At 71.1% G+C, this 19,744-nt stretch carries 17 protein-coding genes, 2 tRNA genes and 1 other RNA gene; 9 read left to right on the top strand and 11 right to left on the bottom strand.

All coding sequences use genetic code 11. From position 1 onward, the window contains the following. Positions 1 to 6: 6 nt before the first annotated feature. Positions 7 to 103: signal recognition particle sRNA small type (gene ffs / locus ABEA62_RS03800), an RNA gene on the bottom strand. Between the two features lie 83 nt (positions 104 to 186). Between ffs and ABEA62_RS03795 the strand changes: the two genes are divergently transcribed. Both ABEA62_RS03795 and ABEA62_RS03790 read left to right on the top strand, forming a co-directional pair. Continuing rightward, positions 187 to 274: transfer RNA gene (locus ABEA62_RS03795), tRNA-Ser, on the top strand. A gap of 30 nt (positions 275 to 304) precedes the next feature. Beyond that, complete coding sequence (locus ABEA62_RS03790; RefSeq protein WP_286214689.1) at positions 305 to 994, top strand: LytR C-terminal domain-containing protein; 690 nt, start codon at positions 305 to 307, stop codon at positions 992 to 994. 4 nt (positions 995 to 998) lie between these two features. Here the strand turns inward: ABEA62_RS03790 and ABEA62_RS03785 are convergent, their stop codons facing one another. The 5 genes from ABEA62_RS03785 to ABEA62_RS03765 form a co-directional block, all read right to left on the bottom strand. After that, positions 999 to 2,618: a hypothetical protein gene (locus tag ABEA62_RS03785; protein WP_286214691.1), complete on the bottom strand. Its 1,620-nt coding sequence runs from the start codon at positions 2,616 to 2,618 to the stop codon at positions 999 to 1,001. A 167-nt stretch (positions 2,619 to 2,785) separates the two neighbouring features. Then, positions 2,786 to 3,067, bottom strand: a complete 282-nt coding sequence (locus ABEA62_RS03780) for a hypothetical protein (protein ID WP_286214692.1) — start codon at positions 3,065 to 3,067, stop codon at positions 2,786 to 2,788. 49 nt (positions 3,068 to 3,116) lie between these two features. Then, entirely contained in the window at positions 3,117 to 4,163 is a 1,047-nt protein-coding gene (locus tag ABEA62_RS03775; RefSeq protein ID WP_286214693.1) for an arabinan endo-1,5-alpha-L-arabinosidase, read from the bottom strand. After that, the gene (gene arfA / locus ABEA62_RS03770; RefSeq protein ID WP_286214694.1) at positions 4,160 to 5,668 is read right to left on the bottom strand and encodes an arabinosylfuranosidase ArfA; all 1,509 of its coding nucleotides are present in this window, start codon (positions 5,666 to 5,668) and stop codon (positions 4,160 to 4,162) included. Before arfA ends, ABEA62_RS03775 begins: the two co-directional genes overlap by 4 nt. Positions 5,669 to 5,710: 42 nt before the next feature. Further along, positions 5,711 to 6,997, bottom strand: a complete 1,287-nt coding sequence (locus ABEA62_RS03765; RefSeq protein WP_286214695.1) for an alpha-galactosidase — start codon at positions 6,995 to 6,997, stop codon at positions 5,711 to 5,713. A 424-nt stretch (positions 6,998 to 7,421) separates the two neighbouring features. Between ABEA62_RS03765 and ABEA62_RS03760 the strand changes: the two genes are divergently transcribed. The 5 genes from ABEA62_RS03760 to ABEA62_RS03740 all read left to right on the top strand — a co-directional run bounded on the left by ABEA62_RS03760 (position 7,422) and on the right by ABEA62_RS03740 (position 12,875). Next, entirely contained in the window at positions 7,422 to 8,822 is a 1,401-nt protein-coding gene (locus ABEA62_RS03760; protein WP_286214696.1) for an ABC transporter substrate-binding protein, read from the top strand. Positions 8,823 to 8,896: 74 nt separating this feature from the next. Then, entirely contained in the window at positions 8,897 to 9,850 is a 954-nt protein-coding gene (locus ABEA62_RS03755) for a carbohydrate ABC transporter permease (RefSeq protein ID WP_286214699.1), read from the top strand. A gap of 16 nt (positions 9,851 to 9,866) precedes the next feature. Further along, the gene (locus tag ABEA62_RS03750; RefSeq protein ID WP_345378654.1) at positions 9,867 to 10,811 is read left to right on the top strand and encodes a carbohydrate ABC transporter permease; all 945 of its coding nucleotides are present in this window, start codon (positions 9,867 to 9,869) and stop codon (positions 10,809 to 10,811) included. A 1-nt stretch (position 10,812) separates the two neighbouring features. After that, positions 10,813 to 12,174, top strand: coding sequence for an arabinan endo-1,5-alpha-L-arabinosidase (locus tag ABEA62_RS03745; protein ID WP_286214703.1), 1,362 nt, complete (start codon positions 10,813 to 10,815; stop codon positions 12,172 to 12,174). Positions 12,175 to 12,182: 8 nt separating this feature from the next. After that, positions 12,183 to 12,875: a YesL family protein gene (locus ABEA62_RS03740; RefSeq protein WP_286214705.1), complete on the top strand. Its 693-nt coding sequence runs from the start codon at positions 12,183 to 12,185 to the stop codon at positions 12,873 to 12,875. Positions 12,876 to 12,898: 23 nt separating this feature from the next. Here the strand turns inward: ABEA62_RS03740 and ABEA62_RS03735 are convergent, their stop codons facing one another. Both ABEA62_RS03735 and ABEA62_RS03730 read right to left on the bottom strand, forming a co-directional pair. After that, a complete protein-coding gene (locus ABEA62_RS03735; protein ID WP_345378783.1) occupies positions 12,899 to 13,891 on the bottom strand; it encodes a LacI family DNA-binding transcriptional regulator in 993 nt (330 codons plus the stop codon). A 29-nt stretch (positions 13,892 to 13,920) separates the two neighbouring features. Continuing rightward, on the bottom strand, positions 13,921 to 15,879 hold the full coding sequence (locus ABEA62_RS03730) for a glycoside hydrolase family 127 protein (protein ID WP_286214707.1): 1,959 nt from the start codon (positions 15,877 to 15,879) through the stop codon (positions 13,921 to 13,923). 324 nt (positions 15,880 to 16,203) lie between these two features. Here ABEA62_RS03730 and ABEA62_RS03725 point away from each other — a divergent pair, with 324 nt between their 5' ends. After that, positions 16,204 to 16,773, top strand: coding sequence for an NADPH-dependent FMN reductase (locus ABEA62_RS03725; protein ID WP_345378647.1), 570 nt, complete (start codon positions 16,204 to 16,206; stop codon positions 16,771 to 16,773). Positions 16,774 to 16,862: 89 nt separating this feature from the next. On the opposite strand, the gene ABEA62_RS03720 is transcribed toward ABEA62_RS03725, so the two are convergent. From ABEA62_RS03720 to ABEA62_RS03710, 3 genes are all read right to left on the bottom strand, one after another. After that, positions 16,863 to 16,952, bottom strand: a tRNA-Ser gene (locus ABEA62_RS03720). Between the two features lie 34 nt (positions 16,953 to 16,986). Then, the gene (locus tag ABEA62_RS03715) at positions 16,987 to 18,027 is read right to left on the bottom strand and encodes an FUSC family protein (RefSeq protein WP_286214714.1); all 1,041 of its coding nucleotides are present in this window, start codon (positions 18,025 to 18,027) and stop codon (positions 16,987 to 16,989) included. A gap of 36 nt (positions 18,028 to 18,063) precedes the next feature. Beyond that, complete coding sequence (locus ABEA62_RS03710) at positions 18,064 to 18,519, bottom strand: nucleoside deaminase (protein WP_425557959.1); 456 nt, start codon at positions 18,517 to 18,519, stop codon at positions 18,064 to 18,066. 62 nt (positions 18,520 to 18,581) lie between these two features. On the opposite strand from ABEA62_RS03710, the gene upp reads away from it, so the two are divergent. Beyond that, complete coding sequence (gene upp, locus ABEA62_RS03705; protein ID WP_286214716.1) at positions 18,582 to 19,223, top strand: uracil phosphoribosyltransferase; 642 nt, start codon at positions 18,582 to 18,584, stop codon at positions 19,221 to 19,223. Positions 19,224 to 19,744 lie beyond the last annotated feature (521 nt).

Below are 19,744 nucleotides of genomic sequence, written 5' to 3'. Positions count from 1 at the left end.
CGGGCGCGAAAGGACCCCCCACGCACCCGACAGAGCCCGCTTACCCTTGCTTCATTCCTGACCTGGGGGAGTTGGGCGAGATGACGCCACGTGAGGGGTCGCCGACTAGTCTAACCGCACTCCCGACACCCCTGTCTCGCGCGCTGTACTCGCAGACGCGCGGCCTCGGGTAATATTGCCGGGCCTGGAGGATTCGCCTAGTGGCCTATGGCGCACGCTTGGAAAGCGTGTTGGGTGCAAGCCCTCGGGGGTTCGAATCCCCCATCCTCCGCCAGATGTCCTGAACCGCGACGGGATGGTACGAGTGACCCAGCCAGCGATGGGCCGCCCCGATGCGCGGCGCGCGAAGGTCCGCCGTCACCGTCGCGAGCGCCAGATCATCGTCTTTGGCGTCCTGGTGATCCTCGTGGCCTTCGCGGCGGTATTCGCCGCGGGTGTGTACAAGGGCGATGTCGACGGTCCGTTCTCGCAGCCGTTCGTCACCCCGGCGGGCGCCTTCGAGAGCGATGTCGACCTCGTGTGCCCGCCGCCGTCGTCGACGCCGCTTCCCGCGGATCAGGTCGCCGTGCGCGTGCTCAACGGCACCGAGACGAGCGGACTCGCGTCGGATGTCGCCGGTGACCTCGAGTCCCGCGGGTTCGTGCTGCTGGGCGCGAGCAACTGGAGCCGCGGCTACCCCGAGGGCGTGCGCCTCTACTTTGGCCCGAACGGCGTCCACCAGGCGTACACCGTCGCGCGGCACTTCGAGGCGGTCGACATGGTGCTCGACAATCGCCCCGGAACGCTGGTCGACGTGGTGCTGGGCGACACCTTCGCGGAGGCATCGACCTTGAGGTCGGCGCTCGCCCCCGAGCTCGACGAGACCCGCACCCTCACCGCCAACGCGGCCTGCCTGCCTGCGAGCCTGGTGACGCCCGTGCCCGCCCCGCGCACCCTTCCTGAGAACCCGCTCGACCCCGAGCCCTCCCCGAGCCCGTCGCCGTCGGCGTCGTAGCGCGCTAGCCTCGCGCGGCGGCCAGGCGCGGGCGTGACGCCGCGGGCGCACGGCGACGGCCCGCCAGCGCGCCGGCAACCATCACGCTCATGAGCGCGACCGCGGCGAGGGCCGCGGCAAGCACGCGCCCGACCCCCTCGGGTCCCGCCTGCGCCGCCCCGTCCGCGAGAGCGGCCGCCCCGCTCGCCAGGGTGTCGCCCCCGGCCGCGAGCTCGCCGGTTCCCGTCGCGAGCCGCGCCGCGCCGTCCGTGAGCGTTCCGGCGCCGTCCGCGAGCTCGCCGGTACCGTCCGCGAGCCGGCCCGCGCCGTCGACGAGCGTGAGCCCACCCTCCTCGAGGGTCGTGGCCGCGGCGTCGAGCCTGCTCGCCCCCTCGGTGAGCCGCGCCACGCCATTCGTGAGGCTGTCGATGCCCTCGTTGATCGAGCCGCTCGCGTCGTCGAGCCGCGCGAGACCCGCCGAGAGTTCTGCGGCACCGGAGTCGACCCGGTCAAGACCGGTTGCGAGTTCCTCCTGGTGAACCACGAGCGTCGACGCGCCCTCGTGAACGTCCCGCGCTCCCACCGCGACGCCGCCAGCGAGACCCGCGACGCGGGATCCGGCGTCCGACGCGTCCGAGAGCCTGGCGGACTGCGCCAGCGTCGCGTCGTGGTGAGCGCGGCTCGAGTCGGCGAGCGCGGCGGCGGCCGGGGCCGCCGAGCCCTCGAGCGCCGATGCCCCCGCGGTCAGGGCGAGCGCGGCCCCCTCCGCCTGCGAGGCCACCCGCGCCATCTCGGCGTCGAGGGCCGCGAGGGTCGCGGGGTCCACGGTCCCGGCGTGGAGGCCCTCGATGAGGTCCTCAAGCGCGGCGACGGACTCGAGGAGGCCGTCGGTGCCCGAGGCTGCCTGGGAGGCGTTCTCGAGGGCGCCGGCGAGGGCCGTGGCGTGCTCGTCGAGCGCGGCGGCGTCGGCGGCTAGGGCGTCCGACGAGCGATCGAGTTCCCGTGCGGCGGTCTTCGCGGCAAAGAGGTCGACCGCGAGTGCCGCGGCGTCCTCGGCGGATTCGGTCGCGGCGGCGGAGGTTGCCGCGGTGCCCTGCGCGAGAGAGGCCGCGCCCTCCGTGAGGTCGTGCGCGCCGCGCGCCGCATCCGCGGTGGCGGCGTCGAGGGTCGTCGCGCCGTCGGCCGCGAGCCCGACGCCGTCGAGGTAGAGCCGCGCGCCCGAGGCGAGGGAGTCGACACCGCCCGCGAAGAGCGCGACGCCTTCGGTGTACTCGGCCACCCCATCCGTGTAGTGGCCGACCCCGGTCGTGTAGTCCGTCGCGCCGGTCGCGAGCGTCGTCGCGCCCTCCTCGACACGGGTGGCGCCGTCCGCGAGCTGCGAGGCTCCCGCGCTCAGGGCATGCGCGCCTTCGTCGACCTGTGACACGCCATCCGCGACGCGTTCCGCTCCGCCCGCCACGCGCACCGCGCCGTCCGCAACCATTCCGCCCAGCGTCACCATCCCCCACGGCAGGGCGAGAGTCGCGACGCCCAGCGCTACCACGGCGACGCGCGCGCTCAGCGGCCATCGGGACCGCGGGCGAGGGGACGCCTCGCGTCGGTGCTCGGCGGCAGCGGCGGGATCGGGGACTGGAGCGGCGGCCATGATCCTCCTTTGGACCGGCTTCGTCGCCGGTCTCCGGCCTTCGCGACCACGCTGTCGCGAAGGGCGCGGCCTTCGCCGCGCCTGGGTCCACCCTACGCCCGGTCTTTACCGGATCGTGACCAAATTTCGGGGCGAGGCTGGCGCGGGCTCACCCGGGCATCGTCCCGTCAGAACACGAAGGTCGCGAGCAGGAAAGCGGCATAGCACGCGAGGCCACCCATCGCGGGAACCTGGGAGGCGGTGCTCCAGGCGCCGCGCACCGCCGCCACGGCGAAGGCCACGGTCAGGAGGACCCATGCTGCGGTGTGACCGTGGTTCGCCGCGACCGCCAGGACCCCGCCGTCGGTGCGCGGGGGCACCCCGTCCCCCACGAACGCGAAGATCCCGGTGACGGCCGCGGCGACCACGGCGGCGAGGGCGAACAGCGCGCGCCGGGCGGAGCCTGTCATGACACGACCGTAGCGCCACCGCCGCACCGCCGCGTGTGCATTCGGGACACTAGTCGGCGAGCTCCTCGGCCGTCCGGGCGATGGGCCAGCCGTCCTCGGTCCACGCGAGCTCGCGCAGCTCGAGGCGCGGCGCTCCCCCGAGGTCGGCGTCGTAGACGTGCGCCGCGAGGTAGCCGTCCGAGAAGGACTGCCCGCCGGGGCCGATCATCGCGCCGCGGGTCGCGAGCAGCTCGTCTCCGCCGTCGTGCCTCATGTCGTTGCCCCACCTGTCGAGGTACGGACCCGTGACGTCCGTCGCGCGTCCCACCGCGACGGAGTACGTCGAGTCGACTCCCTGGCAGCACGAGTCGCGCGACACGAAGAGGTAGTAGTAGCCGTCCCTGTGCACGAGGTAGGGCGCCTCGATCGCGTTGGTCTGCGTGCCCCGCGACGCGATCATGACAGGCTCGGCCTCCGCCACCGGCTTCCCGCTGGGCCATTCGAGCTGCAGGAGGTGGATGCCGCCCCAGAACGAGCCGAAGGCCATCCACGGCGCGCCGTCCGCGTCCTCGACCACGCCCGCATCGATCGCGTTGTAGTGCGTGACGCCGGGCTCCGAGCGCCACACCTCGCCCTGGTCGGTCCACCCGTAGGCGGGATCGTCGGGGTCGAGAGTGGGCGATGTCATGAGGCCGATCAGCGACCGGTTGGAACCGAAGGTCGACGCGGAGTAGTAGAGGTACCACGTGCCGTCGTGCTCGATGAGCTCCGGCGCCCAGAAGTTCTCGACCCCGGGTATCGCCTCGTAGACCCACTCGGGGCGTGTGTCCGCGTCCCATGCCGTGCCCACGTACTCCCACTCGACACCGTCGCTCGACCGCCTGATCTGCGGCGCGCCGAGTCCCCGGCGCACGTCGCCGGTCGAGTACACGTACCAGTCGTGGTCCTGCGTGCCGGCGACGAGCGCGGGGTCGTGGACGGCGATGTCCCCCGTCGCGTCGACGCGAGTCGCGCCGGCGGAGTCGGCCGTCCACGGTGCCCACAGCGCCGTCGCGGTCACCGCCGCTGCCGCCGCCAGCCCCGCGGCCGCCGCGATCAGCGTGCGTCGACGCGTCACTTGCCGAGCCGGATGACGTTCCACGACACCGGGGGCAGGCTCGCGCCCAGCCGTCCGTCGGTGACGGCGGCCGTGGCGTTGGCGACCGGCGCGACAGAGGAGTCGTCATCCGCGGTCGCCGACCACGTGTGGTCGGGGTTGCTGAGGCTTGTCGCGCCCAGCACCCGCAGGCCCGGCAGCGCGCGCAGGTCGACGTCGAGCGCGAGAGGCTCGGTCAGGGAGCGGTTGATCGCGAAGATCACGGTCTCGCCCGTCTCGGGATCGCGGGTCGCCACCGCGTCGAGCAGGGGGACCTCCCCGTAGCGCGCGGTCTCGTAGAGCGGCGCCTGGACCTCGACGCGCAGCACCTCGCCGCGCGCGAGCGCCGCGGCCTGCGCGAAGGGGTGGAAGGTGGTCTGGCGCCACGAGCGTCCGCCCGGCTCGGTCATGATCGGTGCGATCACGTTGACCAGCTGTGCAAGCGACGCCGAGTGGACCCGGTCCGTGTGGCGCAGGAGCGAGATGAGCAGGCCGCCCACGACCACGGCGTCCGCGACGTTGTAGCGGTCCTCGAGCAACACGGGCGCGACCGGCCAATCGGTGCCCGACGGCGGGCGCGACTCCGCGCGATGCTGGTACCAGACGTTCCACTCGTCGAACGAGAGGTGGATGCGCTTGGTCGCCTTCTTCTGCGCGCGCACCAGGTCCGCCGCCGCGACCACCGCCTCGACAAAGTGATCCATGTCGACCGCCGAGGCGAGGAACGAGCCCAGGTCGCCGTCCTCCTCGAAGTAGTAGGCGTGCGCGGACACGTAGTCGACCTGCTCATACGTGTGCCCGAGCACCGTGCGCTCCCACTCCCCGAACGTGGGCATCGACGAGGCCGAGGACCCGCACGCGACCAGCTCGAGGTCCGGATCGATCATGCGCATCGCGCGCGCGGTCTCCTCCGCGAGGCGCCCGTACTCGTCGGCCGTCTTGTGGCCGAGCTGCCACGGCCCGTCCATCTCGTTGCCCAGGCACCACATGCGGATGTTGTGCGGGAGCTCGGCGCCGTGGGAGCGGCGCAGGTCGGACCAGTACGTGCCGCCCTCGACGTTGCAGTACTCGAGCAGGTCCAGCGCCTCCTGCACGCCGCGGGTGCCGAGGTTGACGGCCATCATGGGCTCGGTGCCCGCCTTGGCCGACCACCGCATGAACTCGTCGACGCCCACGAGGTTGGGCTCGGTCGAGTGCCATGCGAGGTCGAGTCGCCGCGGCCGCGACTCGACGGGCCCGATCCCGTCCTCCCAGCGGTATCCCGACACGAAGTTGCCGCCCGGATACCGGACCGTCGACACGCCCAGCTCCCGCGTGAGCGCGATCACGTCCTCCCGGAAGCCGTCGGCATCCGCGGTCGAGGAGGCGGGATCGTGGATGCCGCTGTAGACGCAGCGGCCGAGGTGCTCGACGAACGAACCGAACGTGCGCCGGCGCACCGGCCCTACGCGGTAGGCGGGATCGAGGATGAGGGAGGCGTGGATCACGATGGTCCTTTCTGGCCGCGCGTCGCTGCGCGGATGACGAGTCTAGAGAACGTTATCGAACGCGACCCACGCGACGTCGTGGGGCGCGAGGGTGGCGACCAGGTCGCCCCCGTCGAGCCTGGCAAGGGACGATGCCCCCCACAGGTCGGTGACCCGCGTCGCGTGGGTGGCATGAGGGGTGAGTGACGACACGGGAACGCGGATCGCGCGTGGCTGACCGCCCGTCCAGAACACCGCGGCATACCGGCGATCGCCCCGTGCGGCCGATGCCGTCCATGCGATGATCTCGCCGTCGTCGAGCGGCTCGCGCAGCGCCTCCGCGCCCTCACGTGACCCCGTGAGCACTTCCTGGATCGCGGGGTTCGCGAGCAGCTCGAGCGTCTGCTCGGACGTGTGAGGCAGGTCGCCGCCGACCATGAGGGGCGACCTCGCCATCGTCCACAGCGTGAGCAGCGTGCGTTGTTCCGCGAGGGTGAGGCGACTGTCGCGCTCGTCCCCACGCTCGGCGCGAATCCCGATGCGCCCGAGCGGCAGCATGTCGGCATCCGTCCAGCCGCCCGGCCGCTGGTGCGGGGCCCACCGCGCGAGGCGGGTGAACTGCGCGTGGACGTCCTCCCGGCGGTCCCAGAGGTCGTCCGAGACACGCCACATCTGCGCGTGGTCGCGCAGATGAGCGAGGTGGGTGGTCGACAGGTGGGTGCCCGGCGACAGGGACAGCACGATCGGCCGCCCCGAACGCTCGATGGCCCGCGCGTAGGCCTCGATCTCGCGTGCGTGATACGGCGCCTGCATGTCGTCCGCCTTGATGAAGTCGACCCCCCACGAGGCGAACTGCGCGACCTGAGAGTCGTAGTACGCCTGCGCACCGGGGTGGTCCTGGTCGAGTCCCACGTTGTCGGGGTTCCACGCGCACGCGCGGTCGGGGTCGGCGATGTCGGCCGCGGTCCACTGCGTGCCGAGGATGGGGAGGTTGCGCTCGACCGCGAGCCGCGGGATCCCGCGCATGATGTGGAGACCGAACTTCAGCCCGAGACCGTGAACGGTATCCGCGAGCGGGCCGAACCCCGCGCCCCCGGCGGCGGAGGGAAAGCGGTTGACCGCGGGCAACTGGCGGCCGAACGCGTCGAGGGCGAGCGGCGCATCCGCGTTGTATCCGTGCGCGCGCGCCGTCGGGTCGTACCAGGCGATGTCGACCACGACCGTGTCCCAGCCGTGGGGGAGCAAGCGCTCCGCGAGCACGCGCGCATTCGCGAGGACCTCGCGCTCGGTCACCGTGGTGCCGTAGCAGTCCCAGCTGTTCCATCCCATGGGAGGGGTGGAGGCGAGCATCGTCGCTCCTTCGGTCGTGGACGCCCGTGGGTGGCCGTCCGCTCTCTACATCGTTGTAGGCCAATCGTGCCCATCGGGCGCCGGATTCGTCAAGTTGTGGCGCTGGGCGGCGTGTGGAGCAGTGCCGGGACGCGGGTGTCGCGCGCCGTTCTCGCGGGCCCTCCCGGCCCCGCGTGACGGCATCGTCCCTCATAAAGCGGCCCTACCGTCGTGCGAGACGGAATCGTGACCTGGGTCCGCTTGACCGCCTGCCGCGAGATGTGTCATGGTTCCATCGTTGTAAATCTCCCGGCACGGTGCCGGGCTGACAGCCTGGGGTCAATGACGACCAGGTCGGAGACTGGTTCCCTTTCCCGCGGGAGGGGGAGCCGGACTACCGCCCGGCCCGACCTCACTCGTCAATGAAGATCAGGGAGGCAGGCAGATGCGAAGGATGAAGGCGGCGGCGGTCGCGGCCACCATGGCTGGAGCCCTCACGCTCGCGGCGTGCAGCGGCAGCTCGAGCGGCAACGCGAGCGAGGAGCCCGACACCTCGGGCGGCGACGCCCCCAACGAGCTCACGTTCATGTTCCGCGGCGGCGAGTACGACAAGCTCGCCTACGAGCAGGCGATCGCGAGCTTCGAGGAGGAGACCGGCGCCTCGGTGACGATGATCATCACGGATGCCGACCAGTACGCGACCAAGCTGCAGGCGGCCATCGCGGGCAACAAGGTTCCCGACGTGTTCTACATTGAGCCCGGCCGCATGCAGGGCTACGTCTACGCCAACGTCCTGGCGGACCTCACGAGCTACGTCGAGCAGGACGTGCTCGACAACATCTGGGACTTCGGCGTCGAGGCCTACCGCTTCGACAAGGAGACCGGTCAGGCCCGCACCGGACCGCTGTACGGCCTGCCCAAGGACGTGGGGCCGTTCGGCTTCGGCTACAACACGGTGATGTTCGAGAAGATGGGCATCGAGGCGCCCGACCCGGACGTGCCGCTCACGTTCGACGAGTTCGTCGACATCGCGAAGCAGCTCACCACCGACACCGACGGCGACGGCGAGCTCGACCAGTGGGGCACCGGCCTCAACGTCCAGTGGAACTCGCAGGCCTTCGTCTGGGGCGCCGGCGGCGACTGGATCTCGGAGGACCAGAAGACCGTCACGGTCGACGACCCCGCCTTCGCGGAGGCGCTCCAGTGGTTCGCCGACCTTCAGCTGGTCGAGCAGGTCACGCCCTCGGTCGAGCCGGCGCAGACTCTCGACACGTACCAGCGCTGGATGGCGGGAGAGATCGGCTTCTTCCCCGTGGCGCCGTGGGACATCGCAACCTACAACGCAGTGGCCGAGGAGAACCCCGACACGTTCGGCTACGACGTGATCCCCTACCCCGTGGCCAACGCGGGTGACGAGACCGCGACGTGGCTCGGCTCGCTGGGCATCGCGGTCGCGGAGACCTCCAAGAACAAGGACCTCGCCGCTCAGCTCGCGGTGTACCTGTCGACCGACCTCGAGGCGCAGAAGATCCTCGCCGAGAATAAGGTGCAGATCCCGAACATCAAGGACTACGCGTTCGGCGAGTGGATCGAGACCGATGCCCCCGCGGCCGGCTGGCCCGCCAACACCGAGGAGTTCCTCCAGATCGCGGACGAGTACGGCCGTGCCCTCCCCGGCACGTGGACGTATGCGCCCGAGTGGTACGACGAGTTCTGGGTGGGAATCGACCAGGTCCTGACCGGCCAGATGACCGCAGCCGACTATGCGGCGCAGGTCCAGCCCAACATGCAGAGCAAGCTCGACCTCGCGTGGAGCAACGCCGAGCAGGCCAAGGCCCAGGGCTAGCCGAGCCCACGAGCACGATCCCGGGGCCGGTACCACGGCACCGGCCCCGGGACCGCTCGAGGAAGGACTGAGAGATGGCGACCACAGCGCCCGAGCAGGCGACCAGCCGCTGGACCAAGGAGGACGCACGCGCCGCGCGCAAGCGCAACGCGAAGCTCCACCGCAAGGAATACGTGTGGGCGGCGGCATTCCTCGCGCCGCCCGTGATCGGGTGGATTGCGTTCCTGCTGTTCCCCATGGCGTTCTCCGTGTATGCGTCCTTCACCAACTGGAATGGCCTGGGGGCCATGCAGTGGATCGGACTGCAGAACTACGTGAACCTGTTCCAGGATCCGTATTTCTGGAAGGCGCTGTGGAACACGCTCTTCTACATGATCGGCATCCCGATCGGCCTGGCCCTGTCGCTGGGTCTCGCGCTTGCGCTGAGCCGCAAGATCCGCGGACGCACGTTCTTCCGCACGGTCTACTACATCCCCGTGATCTCCTCGCTCGCGGCGATCGCGATCCTGTGGCAGTGGGCCTACAACGGCGACTTCGGGCTCGTGAACCAGGTGCTCGCGCTGTTCGGCATTCAGGGTCCCAACTGGCTCATGGACCCGGTCACCGCCAAGCCGGCGCTGGTCATCATGATGGTCTGGAAGGGCCTCGGGTACTCGATGATCCTGTACCTGGCCGCCGTGCAGGCGGTGCCGCGGTCGCTGTATGAGGCGGCCGCGCTCGACGGTGCGAACGCGTGGAAGCGGTTCACCAAGATCACCTGGCCCATGGTGCGGCCCGTGACGTTCTTCCTCGTGGTCACCAACATCATCGGCGGCTCGATGATCTTCACCGAGATCAACATCATGACGCCCACCGGCGGACCGCAATGGAGCACCGCGTCCCTGGTCTGGTACGTCTGGAACAAGGCCTTCCGCAACCTGCAGATGGGCTACGCGACAGCGATGGCGCTGGTCCTCGGCATCCTCGTCCTCATCGTCACGATCATTCAGTTCCGGCTGAACCGTGCCAACAACTTCTCGATCGACTGAGGGAGGGAGACTTCACATGAGCGTCACCTCGTCAACCGCGAAGACCGCCCCCGCCGCGATGGTCAAGGCGACCGGCGGCGACCCCCGTCCCGCGATTGCGCCCGGCTTCTTCAAGGCCAAGGGCGCCACCCGCGAGAACCCGCTGGTCAATGCGTTCCTCACCGCGATCCTTGCGGTCGGCGCCGTCATCATGGCCGCGCCGTTGCTGTGGATGGTCTCGACCTCGCTCAAGACCAAGGAGGGCGTGTACGCCCTCCCCCCGGAGTGGATTCCCGATCCGTTCATGTGGGACACGTACGTGCGCCTCTTCGACGACACCTACGTGCTGTCGGGCATCAGGAACTCGCTGATCGTCTCGGTCAGCGTGACCGTGGTCGGCACCGTGTTCTCGGCGCTCGCGGCCTTCGCCCTCGCGAAGCTCCGCCTCCCCGGCAAGAACGCGATCTTCCTCATGCTGCTGTCGGGAATGATGGTGCCGTTCCCCACGCTGATGATCCCTCAGTTCGTGATGTTCTCGAAGATCGGCTGGGTGGACACGCTGCTCCCGCTGATCGTGCCCGTCATCCTGGGCAACGTCATCATGATCTTCTTCCTGCGCCAGTACCTGCACAACGTGCCCGACTCGCTGGTCGAGGCGGCCAAGATCGACGGTGCTTCCTACCTGAAGATCTTCTGGACCATCATCGTGCCGCTCATCCGGCCGGCGATCGCCGCGCAGTTCATCCTGTGGTTCATGTTCGTGTGGAACGACTACCTGGCGCCGATCATCTACCTCAACACCCCCGAGATTCAGACGCTCCAGGTGGTGATCGCGAACATGAACGTCCAGTACGCGACGCAGCGCGACTACCCGCTCATCATGGGTGCCTCGGTGGTGTCGGTCCTGCCCATCCTGATCGTCTTCCTGGTCTTCCAGCGCCAGATCATCGAGTCGATCGCCCTCACCGGATCGAAGACCTGAGATGACCACGACCGACACGGCCCCGTCCCTCGACGGCGGGGCCGGTGGCCCCTCGCGTCCCGATCCGTCCACCTGGGGCGCGCGCAACGCCCACGACCCGACCGCGGTGCGTGACGACCACGGCGTCTACTGGCTGTTCTCGACCGACGCCGATGCCGACGGTCCCCTGCGCGCCTCCGGCGTCCAGATCCGGCGCTCGACCGACCTGGTCACGTGGGAGTACGTGGGCTGCGCCCTCGATGGCGTGCCTGCACCGGCCTTCGCCCACACGGGCGCCGACGGCCTCTGGGCGCCCGACGTGGTGCGCGTGGAGACCGCGGACGGTGTCCAGTGGCGCATGTACTACTCGGCGTCGACCTTCGGCTCGCGCACGTCGGCGATCGGCCTGGCGACCGCGCCCGCTCCGGAGGGGCCGTGGGAGGACCGCGGGCTGGTGGTCGCGACGCGTCACGAGGTCGACCACCACAACGCGATCGACGCGCAGCTGGTGATCGACGGTAAGCGTCACGTCATGGTCTACGGCTCGTTCTTCGCGGGCCTTCACGTGATCGAGCTCGACCCGGTCACCGGCTTCGCTCTTCCCTCCGGGAAGGCGATCACGCCTGCTCCGGATGGGCCGGCATCGTCCCCCGGCACGCTCATCGCGCGGCGCCCGCGCGACGTCGACACCGCGCTCGAGGGCCCGTACGTGATCGCCCGCCCCGGCGGGGGCTGGGCGCTGGTGGTCTCCTATGACTCGCTCGTCAGCACGTATCACCTGCGCGTCGCGGTCGCGCGCGACCTCGAGGGGCCGTACGTCGATCCCGCCGGTCACGCGATGACGGATCTCGACGCCGACCCGACCTCGGTGGGCCTCACGGTGCTCGCGAGCCATCGGCTCGAGGGTGCGCGCGGCATCCTGGCGCCCGGTCATGCCTCGGTGCTGACGGAGCAGGGGCGCCAGCTGCTGGTCCACCACACCCGCTTCGAGGAGACGCCGCGACAGCACGAGGTGCAAGTGCGCAGGCTCGTATGGACCCACGAGGGCTGGCCCCTGGTGTCGATCCAGCCGTGGGCCGGAGCGCGCGAGAACGACGACGAGTCCACATGGCCGTCGCGCCTCGCGGAGCTCGAGGGCGAGTGGGAGATCGTCGACTTTGGCGGCCCCACGGACGTCGTGACGCCGTCGCGGCGCGTGCGTGTGGGCCCCGCGGAGCTTGAGGGGCTGGTCGCGCACGGCGCCGGGCGGTTCACTCGCGATGGTTCGTCGCCCGTGGACGCCGTGGTGTTCCCCGGGTGGGATGCGGTGCGCGGCCGCGCGGCGCTCGTCTGTGCCGCGCGCGGTCCGGCGGGCTCGGTCGTGGTCGGCACGCGGGTGGGATGATGGCGATCGTGGCGGACAGGAAGGCGCGACCCGGACGCGTGAAGCAGCCGGTGCCGCTCGAGGGCAGCGCCGGCGAGCAGGACATTCCTGGCTGGTCGGGCCGGCTCATGGCGTGGTTGCGCGTCGCGGCGCAGCTCGCCGGGATTCAGATCCTCATGGTGACAGGGACGATGCTCGGGCTGGGGATTGCGGGCCTGGGGCCGGCGATGACCGCCGGGGCGATCCTGCTGCGCAGGCTTGCCGAGGGCGACGCGTCCGATGCGCTGTGGCGAGACTTCTGGGGTGCGTATCGCCAGGAGTTCCGCCGCGCCGTGATCGTCACGGCCCCGCTCATCCTGGTGGTCGTGCTCGCCTGGTATGAGCTGCTGGTGTTGCTCGCGCACGGGTCTGGGACGCTGGCCGCGGTGCTGACGGGGGCCGTGATTGCCGTGGGCGGCTACGCGATCGCGTGCCTGGTCTACGCCCCGCACGTGCTGCGCCGCTACGGCGACGCCCCGCTGCCCGCGCTGCGGTTCGTGGCGCTCGCCCCGCTCCTGTCTCCGCTCACCGCTGTCGGATGCGCGGTCACGGCGGTTGCCCTGATCGCGGTGGGACTGCGCTACCCGCCGCTCCTGGTGCTCGCGGGCATCGCCGTGCCGCTGTTGCTGACCGGGCTGCTGGTCGACCGCTGGCTCGACAAGGTCGACGCGCGCCGGGCCTAGCCGGGACCGATCCCGGCGGCCTCTCAGCCTCCCGTGGACTCGCGCGCGATGAGGGCGAAGTCGGGAATGACGCGCCGGTACGGCTCCGTGGAGCCGGCGATGCGCGCGAGCAGCAGGTCGACCGCCGTGGTCGCGATCTGCTCGCGCCCGGGGGAGATCGAGGACAGCGTGGGCGAGGTGTACGCCGCGTCCTCGATGTCGTCGAATCCGATCACCGCGACCTGACCCGGCACGTCGATGCCGCGCGCGTGAAGAGCGTGGAGGGCGCCCAGCGCGAGGGCGTCGTTGAGCCCAAAGATCGCGTCGACCGGCACACCCGAGTCGAGGAGACGGTGGGTGCCCTCGGCGCCCGTCGCGCGGTGCCACAGGCCGCCCTCGATGATGAGCGCGGGATCGAGCGGGATCCCGTTGGCCGCGAGTGCCGCCTGATATCCGAGCACGCGCAGGGCCGCCGAGCCCATGGTCTCGCCCGCGTGCGCGCCCACCACGGCGATCCTGCGACGGCCTTGGTCGATGAGGTGCTGGGTGGCCGCCCTCGCCGCGTCGACGTTGTTCATCGTGACGTGGTCCCAGTCGCCGCCGAAGATGCGCTCGCCGAGCACCACGAGCGGATAGTTCACCTGCAGCGCGTCCGCGTCGTCGGGGCCCAGCTCGAGCGGCGAGAAGATCAGCCCGTCCGTGAGCTGGCGCCGGTCCGAGGTCAGCACGTCGAGCTCGTGCTGGCGGTCCGCACCCGTCTGCTCGATGAGGACCACGACCCCGCGCGCCTCGGCGGCGCGGATCACGGAGTCGGCGAGCTCCGCGAAGTACGGCAGCGACAGCTCCGGGAGCGCGAGGCCGATGATTCCGGTGCGACCCTGACGCAGGCTGCGCGCCGAGAGGTTCATGCGGTAGCCGAGCTCGTCGATCGCCTTCTGCACCTTGTCGCGCGTGGCGGGACGGATGTGGGGGTAGTCGTTCACGACGTTCGAGACGGTCTTCACGGACACGCCCGCGAGCGCCGCGACGTCGTGCATCGTCACGTTGCCGCCCACACCTGTGCCGTTCACGTGGCCGAACCCTCCTCGTCGACGGGAATCCACACCCTCATCGCGCCGCCCCCGCGGTTCGCCCAGCGGGCGTAAGGGATGGCGCGCAGGGCGATCCTCCCTGGAAGCATGCCAGACGGCGCGGGCGTCCGCGACGCCCGCGGCAGGGCCGTCGCGATCGGCAGGCCCACGGCGGGGCGCACCACCGCCTGCGCGTGGAGCGTGACGCCCGCGCGCAGTGAGGCGACCGCGGGGCCCACGCGCGGAGCGACCGAGGGGTCCAGGCGCACGTCCTCGAGCGCGACGCCGCCGGGGAGGTCGGCCTGCTCGAGGCAGAACACCACGGGACCGCGCCGCAGCGCCACGCAGCCGCGCACCGCGTCGACGCGCGGGTGGGGGTCGAGCAGGTCGACCGGCATCGGCAGCGTGAGGGTGATCCGGCGCGGGCCGGCATGCTCCGCGTGGCCCCCCAGCGCCACCCTGGCGTACCCGTCCGACCCGGCCACGGCATCGTCCCCTCGCCCGTCCACCTCGAGCGTCGCTCCCCTGGCCCAGGCGGGAATCCGCAACGCGAGCGACTCGAGGGGGCCGTCGACGGCGATGTCGACGCGGCCGTCCCACGGATAGTCGGTCGTCACGGTGAGGGTGGTGGCGCCGATGCGGATCTCGCCGGCTCCGTAAAGGTGGAGACGGGCGGCGATCTCGGTGCCGGTGGCGACGTAGGCGCCGAGGGAGGACACGAGCCGCGCGAGGTTGGGCGGGCAGCACGCGCACGCGAACCAGTCGAGCCGCTCGGACGGCGAGTACTCGCTGGTGCCGTCGTGGCCCGTGCGCAGCTGCAGGGGATTCGAGTAGAAGAAGCGACGGCCGTCGACCGACGTCGAGGACGCGATGCCGTTGTACAGCGCACGCTCCATCGCGTCGGCGTGGCGCCCGTCGCCGGTCGCGAGGAGCATGCGCCAGTCCCACTGGAAGGAGGCGATCGAGGCGCACGTCTCGGCGTACGCGCGGTCCGGCGGCAGCTCGAAGGGATCGCCGAAGGACTCGTCCTTGTGGCGTGCGCCCATGCCGCCGGTGACGTACGCCTTCGCACCGTGGGCCGATTCCCACTGCGCGGCGAGGACGTCGATCAGCTCGGCATCGTCGGTCTCGGCGGCCGCATCCGCGACGCCGGCGTTGAGGTAGAGCTGGCGCACGGCGTGGCCGGTGGCCTCGCGCGACTCGCGCACGGGGGTGTGGTCCTGGTGGTACGCGGACTCGAAGGGACCGGTCCCCAGGGCCCCGGTGCCGCGGCGATCGATCATCGCGAGCGCGGTGCGCAGGTACGCGCGCTCTCCCGTGTGGCGGAAGAGTTCGACCAGCGCGGTCTCTATCTCGGGGTGTCCGCAGTAGCCGTCCGCGCGGGTCGACGCGGGGCCGAACTCCGTGACCGCGAGGTCGGCGAAGCGGCGCGCGACGTCCATCAGGTCGTCCGCGCCCGTGGCGCGCTCGCGCGCGATCGCGGCCTGGATCAGGTGGCCGAGCACGTACAGCTCGTGACCCCACCGCATGTCGCGCCACGGCTCCTGGTCGGGGTGACCCTGGACGTGCGAGTCGAGGTAGCCGTCCTCGCGCTGGGCACGCGCGAGCAGCGCGGTGGCATCTCGGGTGAAGGCCTCCCATGGCTGGTCGCCCGGCACGCGGGCGGCCTCCCACGCGATCGCCTCAAGCGTCTTGTGGAGGTCCGAATCCGCGAAGTTGAAGCCGCGGTAGGGGGCGTCCGACTCTCCGGGGATGCGGCGCAGGTTGTCGAGCACGCCGGAGGTCTCGAGCCGTTCGATCACGTGCGGCAGCGTGTGGTCGCGGTTGAGGCTCTGCCATGCGCCGAGCTCGTGCGCCGCGTCGAGCGTCACGTCCGCGAGGGGGAGCGGAGTGAGGTCGCGGGCCGCGACGGCGGAGGGCGCCGCGGGGGCGCAGACATCGTGAACGCGAACCATGCGGGGCTCCTCCTCGAGCGTGCGGGCTTGTGCTTTACATCGATGTATAGCGTACGGGATGCGCCTGCACGTGCTGCACCGCCGTGTCCCCTCGCCCGCGCCTCAGCCCCCAGCACCCAGCGACTCCGCCGGCGGCATGCCCCGCGCCTCCGCCACACACGCCGCACGCTTGGGGACATCCATTGTCGCTTTCGACCGATCCCTGCCTCCTATGGGACATTCACGGTCGTTCGCGTGTGGCGCACCCGCGAAGGGATTCGCTCCAGCGCGCCGCCCTTCCGAGCGCCATTGACCCGGCCCGCCCGCGCGCACCAGGATCGACTCATGGACACAGGCGGCCTCGGCATCGGCATCATCCTCGGCAGCACCCGCCCGCGCCGGCGCGGGGCGTCTGTCGCGGCGTGGGTCGCCGAACTCGCGAGCACTCGCGACGCCCGCTATACGCTGATCGACCTTGCGGACCAAGGGCTGCCCCTTCTCGACGAGCCGGAGTCGCCCGCGAAGGGCGACTATGCCCACGCCCATACCCGTGCCTGGGCCGATCTGATCTCCCCGCTCGATGGCTTCGTGTTTGTCACGCCGGAGTACAACCACTCGTATCCGGCCGCGCTCAAGAACGCGATCGACTTCCTCTGGGCCGAGTGGAATGACAAGGCCGCGGGAATCGTCTCGTACGGCAACGCGGGGGGGACCCGCGCCGCGGAGCACCTGCGCGGCGTGCTGAGCGCGGTCGGAATGGTGCACGTGCGTCGCCACGTCACGCTCGACAACCGTGCGGACTTCGACGGCTACGAGGCCCGGCCGGTCGACCACCACGACCGTGCGCTCGCGGGCCTGCTCGCGGACGTCGAGCACCACGCGCTCGCCATGCGCGAGGTGCGGGCGGCACGCTAGCCGCGACGACCATCGGGCCTCGCCACCCTGAGGCGTCCGCAAACGCAACAAAGCCCGCCTCGCGCGATCGCGAGACGGGCTTCATCACATGGCGGTGCCGGTGGGATTTGAACCCACGGTGGACTTTCACCCACACACGCTTTCGAGGCGTGCTCCTTAGGCCGCTCGGACACGGCACCGCGGAAGAGATTACCCGCTGTTCACCCGTGGGACCTAATCGGGACGATGCGGTGGCGCCAGTCGCCCCTCGGGATCGGGTGGGGCGGGGGGATGGATGAGTGCGGTGGCGACCCCTAGGGCGGCGCCCACAAGGGTGTCGACGAGTCGCTCTCCGACCACCGCGGTGGTGCCGAGCTCGCCCGCCCCGGCCGTCACGAGCACGAGCGCGAGGGGAGTCACCGCGGCCACCGCGATCGCGTAGTGGCGCGTGATCGCGAGCTCCGTGATGAACTGCAGGGCGAAGAGGACCGCCGCGAGCCATAGCGGCGCGAGGCCCGCCGCTCCGATGGCGAGGTAGACGCCCACCCCCACGCCGGTACCCACGGCGCGATGAAGTCCGCGCGTGAGTGCGGGACCGCGCCCAGGCACCACGCCAATCACGACCACTCCGGCCGCGACCGTCCAGTACGCGCGCTCGGGGTCCACGTACACGAGGCTCACCGCGGTGGCAGCCACCGCGACGATCGCGGTGCGAATCACGAGTTCCCGTGCCCCGCGGTCCCACAGCGGAGCGGCGAGCAGCACGCGCAAGGGGCGCGGCGTCACGGACCAGTGCACGCGTCGCACCAGGGGAGTGATGCTCACGAGCACGGCGAAAGTGCAGCCGGCCGCGACACACGCGATCAGCGTCGACGCGGGCACGCCGCTGCCCACCGCGTGCCACGACATCCCGTAGACCAGCACGGGGAACAGCGGCCCGGGCGGACCCAGGCGATATCCGTGAACCGCGGCGCCCACCGCGATGGTCACCGCGACGAGCCCTACCGCCGCCCACACGCCCGAGGGGGCCAGCAGCGCGCCGAGCGCCGCCGTAGCCACGAGCACCAGCCCCGCGAGAGGTCGCAGCCTCAGCCGCTCGAGTCGCGGCAGGGCCGCGAAGTACGGCACGGTGAAGGCCCCCACCGCCGCGAGCATGCCCAGGTCCATGCGGCCGGCCGCGATACCCACGACGACCGGCACGGTCAGCGTGATGGCCGCCTGCAGCGCGATGGGCCACCGCGGCTCGCCGGCGGGCACGACCGTGCCGAGGCTCACGACCGCGCGCCGCACCCCCTCACGCCACGGCACCCGCTACCGCCGGGCCTCGAAGAATGCGGCGAGCAGCGCGGCGCTCTCGGCCCCGCGCACGCCCGAGATGACCTCGACCTTCGAGCCGATGCGCGCATCGCGCACCACGTCCCACTGCGAGCCAGTCGCGCCCGCCTTGGCGTCCCACGCCCCCAGCACCAACCGCGGGATGCGCGCCTGCAGCAGCGCGCCGGCGCACATGAGGCACGGTTCGAGCGTCACCACCAGGGTGCAGCCGTCGAGGCGCCAGGTCCCCAGGGACGATGCCGCGGCCCGGATCGCGACGACCTCGGCATGGGCGGTGGGGTCGCCCTGCTCCTCACGCAGATTGCGGCCGACTCCGAGGGCCTCGCCGGTGGGGCCGACCACGAGCGCGCCCACGGGCACGTCGCCGGACTCGCCGGCGAGGCGCGCCTGCGCGAGCGCCTCGCCCATCGCCGCGTCCCAGGTGCCGTTCACGCGCCCAGGCTACCCGCGCATCGTCCCGTCCCGGCGGGCGTGGGAGGCGATACGCTCGACCCATGCAGCTGCACGTCGCGGACCACCCGCTCATCCGTCACAAGGTCACCGTCCTCCGCGACAAGCGCACCCCCTCGCCCACGTTCCGCCTGCTCGTCGACGAGTTGGTCACGCTGCTCGCGTACGAGGCGACGCGCGACGTGCGCGTGGTCGAGTGCGAGGTGGAGACACCGCTGACGGCGACCACGGGCACCAAGATCGCGGATCCGGCGCCGATCATCGTGCCGATTCTGCGCGCCGGGCTGGGCATGCTGGACGGCATGACGCGGCTGCTGCCGAGCGCCGAGGTGGGCTTCCTGGGCCTCAAGCGCGACGAGCAGACGCTCGAGGCGATCACGTACGCCAACCGCCTGCCCGAGGACCTCACGGGGCGTCAGGTGTTCCTCATCGACCCGATGCTCGCGACCGGCGGCTCGCTCGTGATGGCGATCGAGTACGTGCTCGAGCGCGGCGCGACCGACGTCACGTGCGTGTGCCTGCTGGCCGCGCCCGAGGGCATCCAGCACGTGCAGGACAAGGTGGGTGATCGCGCGGACGTCTCCGTGGTGGTCGCGCAGGTCGACGAGCGCCTCAACGAGGTCGGGTACATCGTGCCGGGCCTGGGCGACGCGGGCGACCGACTGTACGGAGTCGTCGACCTGTAGTTCCGGGCCGGTAGGGCGGCTCGGCTGCGGGCTCTGGTCCGCGGTCTGATCCGCGCACTTCTTCGCGCACTTCTGCATGCACTTCTGCGCGCACTTCTTCGCGCATTCCTTTGCGGCTCCGCCACACGTCCGCTGTCGTGGCGGCCGCATCGGCGCACCTCTCGCCCCGACACGCCGTCGACACGCCGATGCGCGTGTGGCGGAGCCGCGAAATGGTGTGGCGGAGCCGCGGGCGTGGGGGCGTTGTCAGACCCCGGTGAGAGGCTGAGGTTAGTGGAATCCAGGGGCGGCCCACCAGTCTTCAACAGGGGTCCGCGTGCCGTCCACACGACACGCCGCGGCGTCCACAGGCTTTGCACAGGTTTCTCCACAGGACCACAACATCTAGGGGCAGAAGACGCAACATGCCCCCATATCTAGTTGCACACGGGTGTGATTCGCGTTAGATTCGGGGGGCGCCTCGAGCTGACGACGCCGGCAAGTCCCCCGGAACTCGCCGCCACCCGAGCGCCATATCTTCA

Source organism: Demequina sediminis (assembly GCF_039545075.1).
Taxonomy (GTDB): Bacteria; Actinomycetota; Actinomycetes; order Actinomycetales; family Demequinaceae; genus Demequina; species Demequina sediminis.
This window is presented reverse-complemented; position numbering and strand designations above follow the sequence as displayed.

Coding starts and splice junctions, on each gene's coding strand:
- ABEA62_RS03785 (WP_286214691.1), bottom strand. CDS start 2,618: ATGGCCGCCGCTCCAGTCCCCGATCCCGCCGCTGCCGCCGAGCACCGA.
- ABEA62_RS03780 (WP_286214692.1), bottom strand. CDS start 3,067: ATGACAGGCTCCGCCCGGCGCGCGCTGTTCGCCCTCGCCGCCGTGGTC.
- upp (WP_286214716.1), top strand. CDS start 18,582: ATGCAGCTGCACGTCGCGGACCACCCGCTCATCCGTCACAAGGTCACC.
- ABEA62_RS03760 (WP_286214696.1), top strand. CDS start 7,422: ATGCGAAGGATGAAGGCGGCGGCGGTCGCGGCCACCATGGCTGGAGCC.
- ABEA62_RS03730 (WP_286214707.1), bottom strand. CDS start 15,879: ATGGTTCGCGTTCACGATGTCTGCGCCCCCGCGGCGCCCTCCGCCGTC.
- ABEA62_RS03745 (WP_286214703.1), top strand. CDS start 10,813: ATGACCACGACCGACACGGCCCCGTCCCTCGACGGCGGGGCCGGTGGC.
- ABEA62_RS03735 (WP_345378783.1), bottom strand. CDS start 13,891: ATGCACGACGTCGCGGCGCTCGCGGGCGTGTCCGTGAAGACCGTCTCG.
- ABEA62_RS03725 (WP_345378647.1), top strand. CDS start 16,204: ATGGACACAGGCGGCCTCGGCATCGGCATCATCCTCGGCAGCACCCGC.
- ABEA62_RS03755 (WP_286214699.1), top strand. CDS start 8,897: ATGGCGACCACAGCGCCCGAGCAGGCGACCAGCCGCTGGACCAAGGAG.
- ABEA62_RS03750 (WP_345378654.1), top strand. CDS start 9,867: ATGAGCGTCACCTCGTCAACCGCGAAGACCGCCCCCGCCGCGATGGTC.
- ABEA62_RS03765 (WP_286214695.1), bottom strand. CDS start 6,997: ATGCTCGCCTCCACCCCTCCCATGGGATGGAACAGCTGGGACTGCTAC.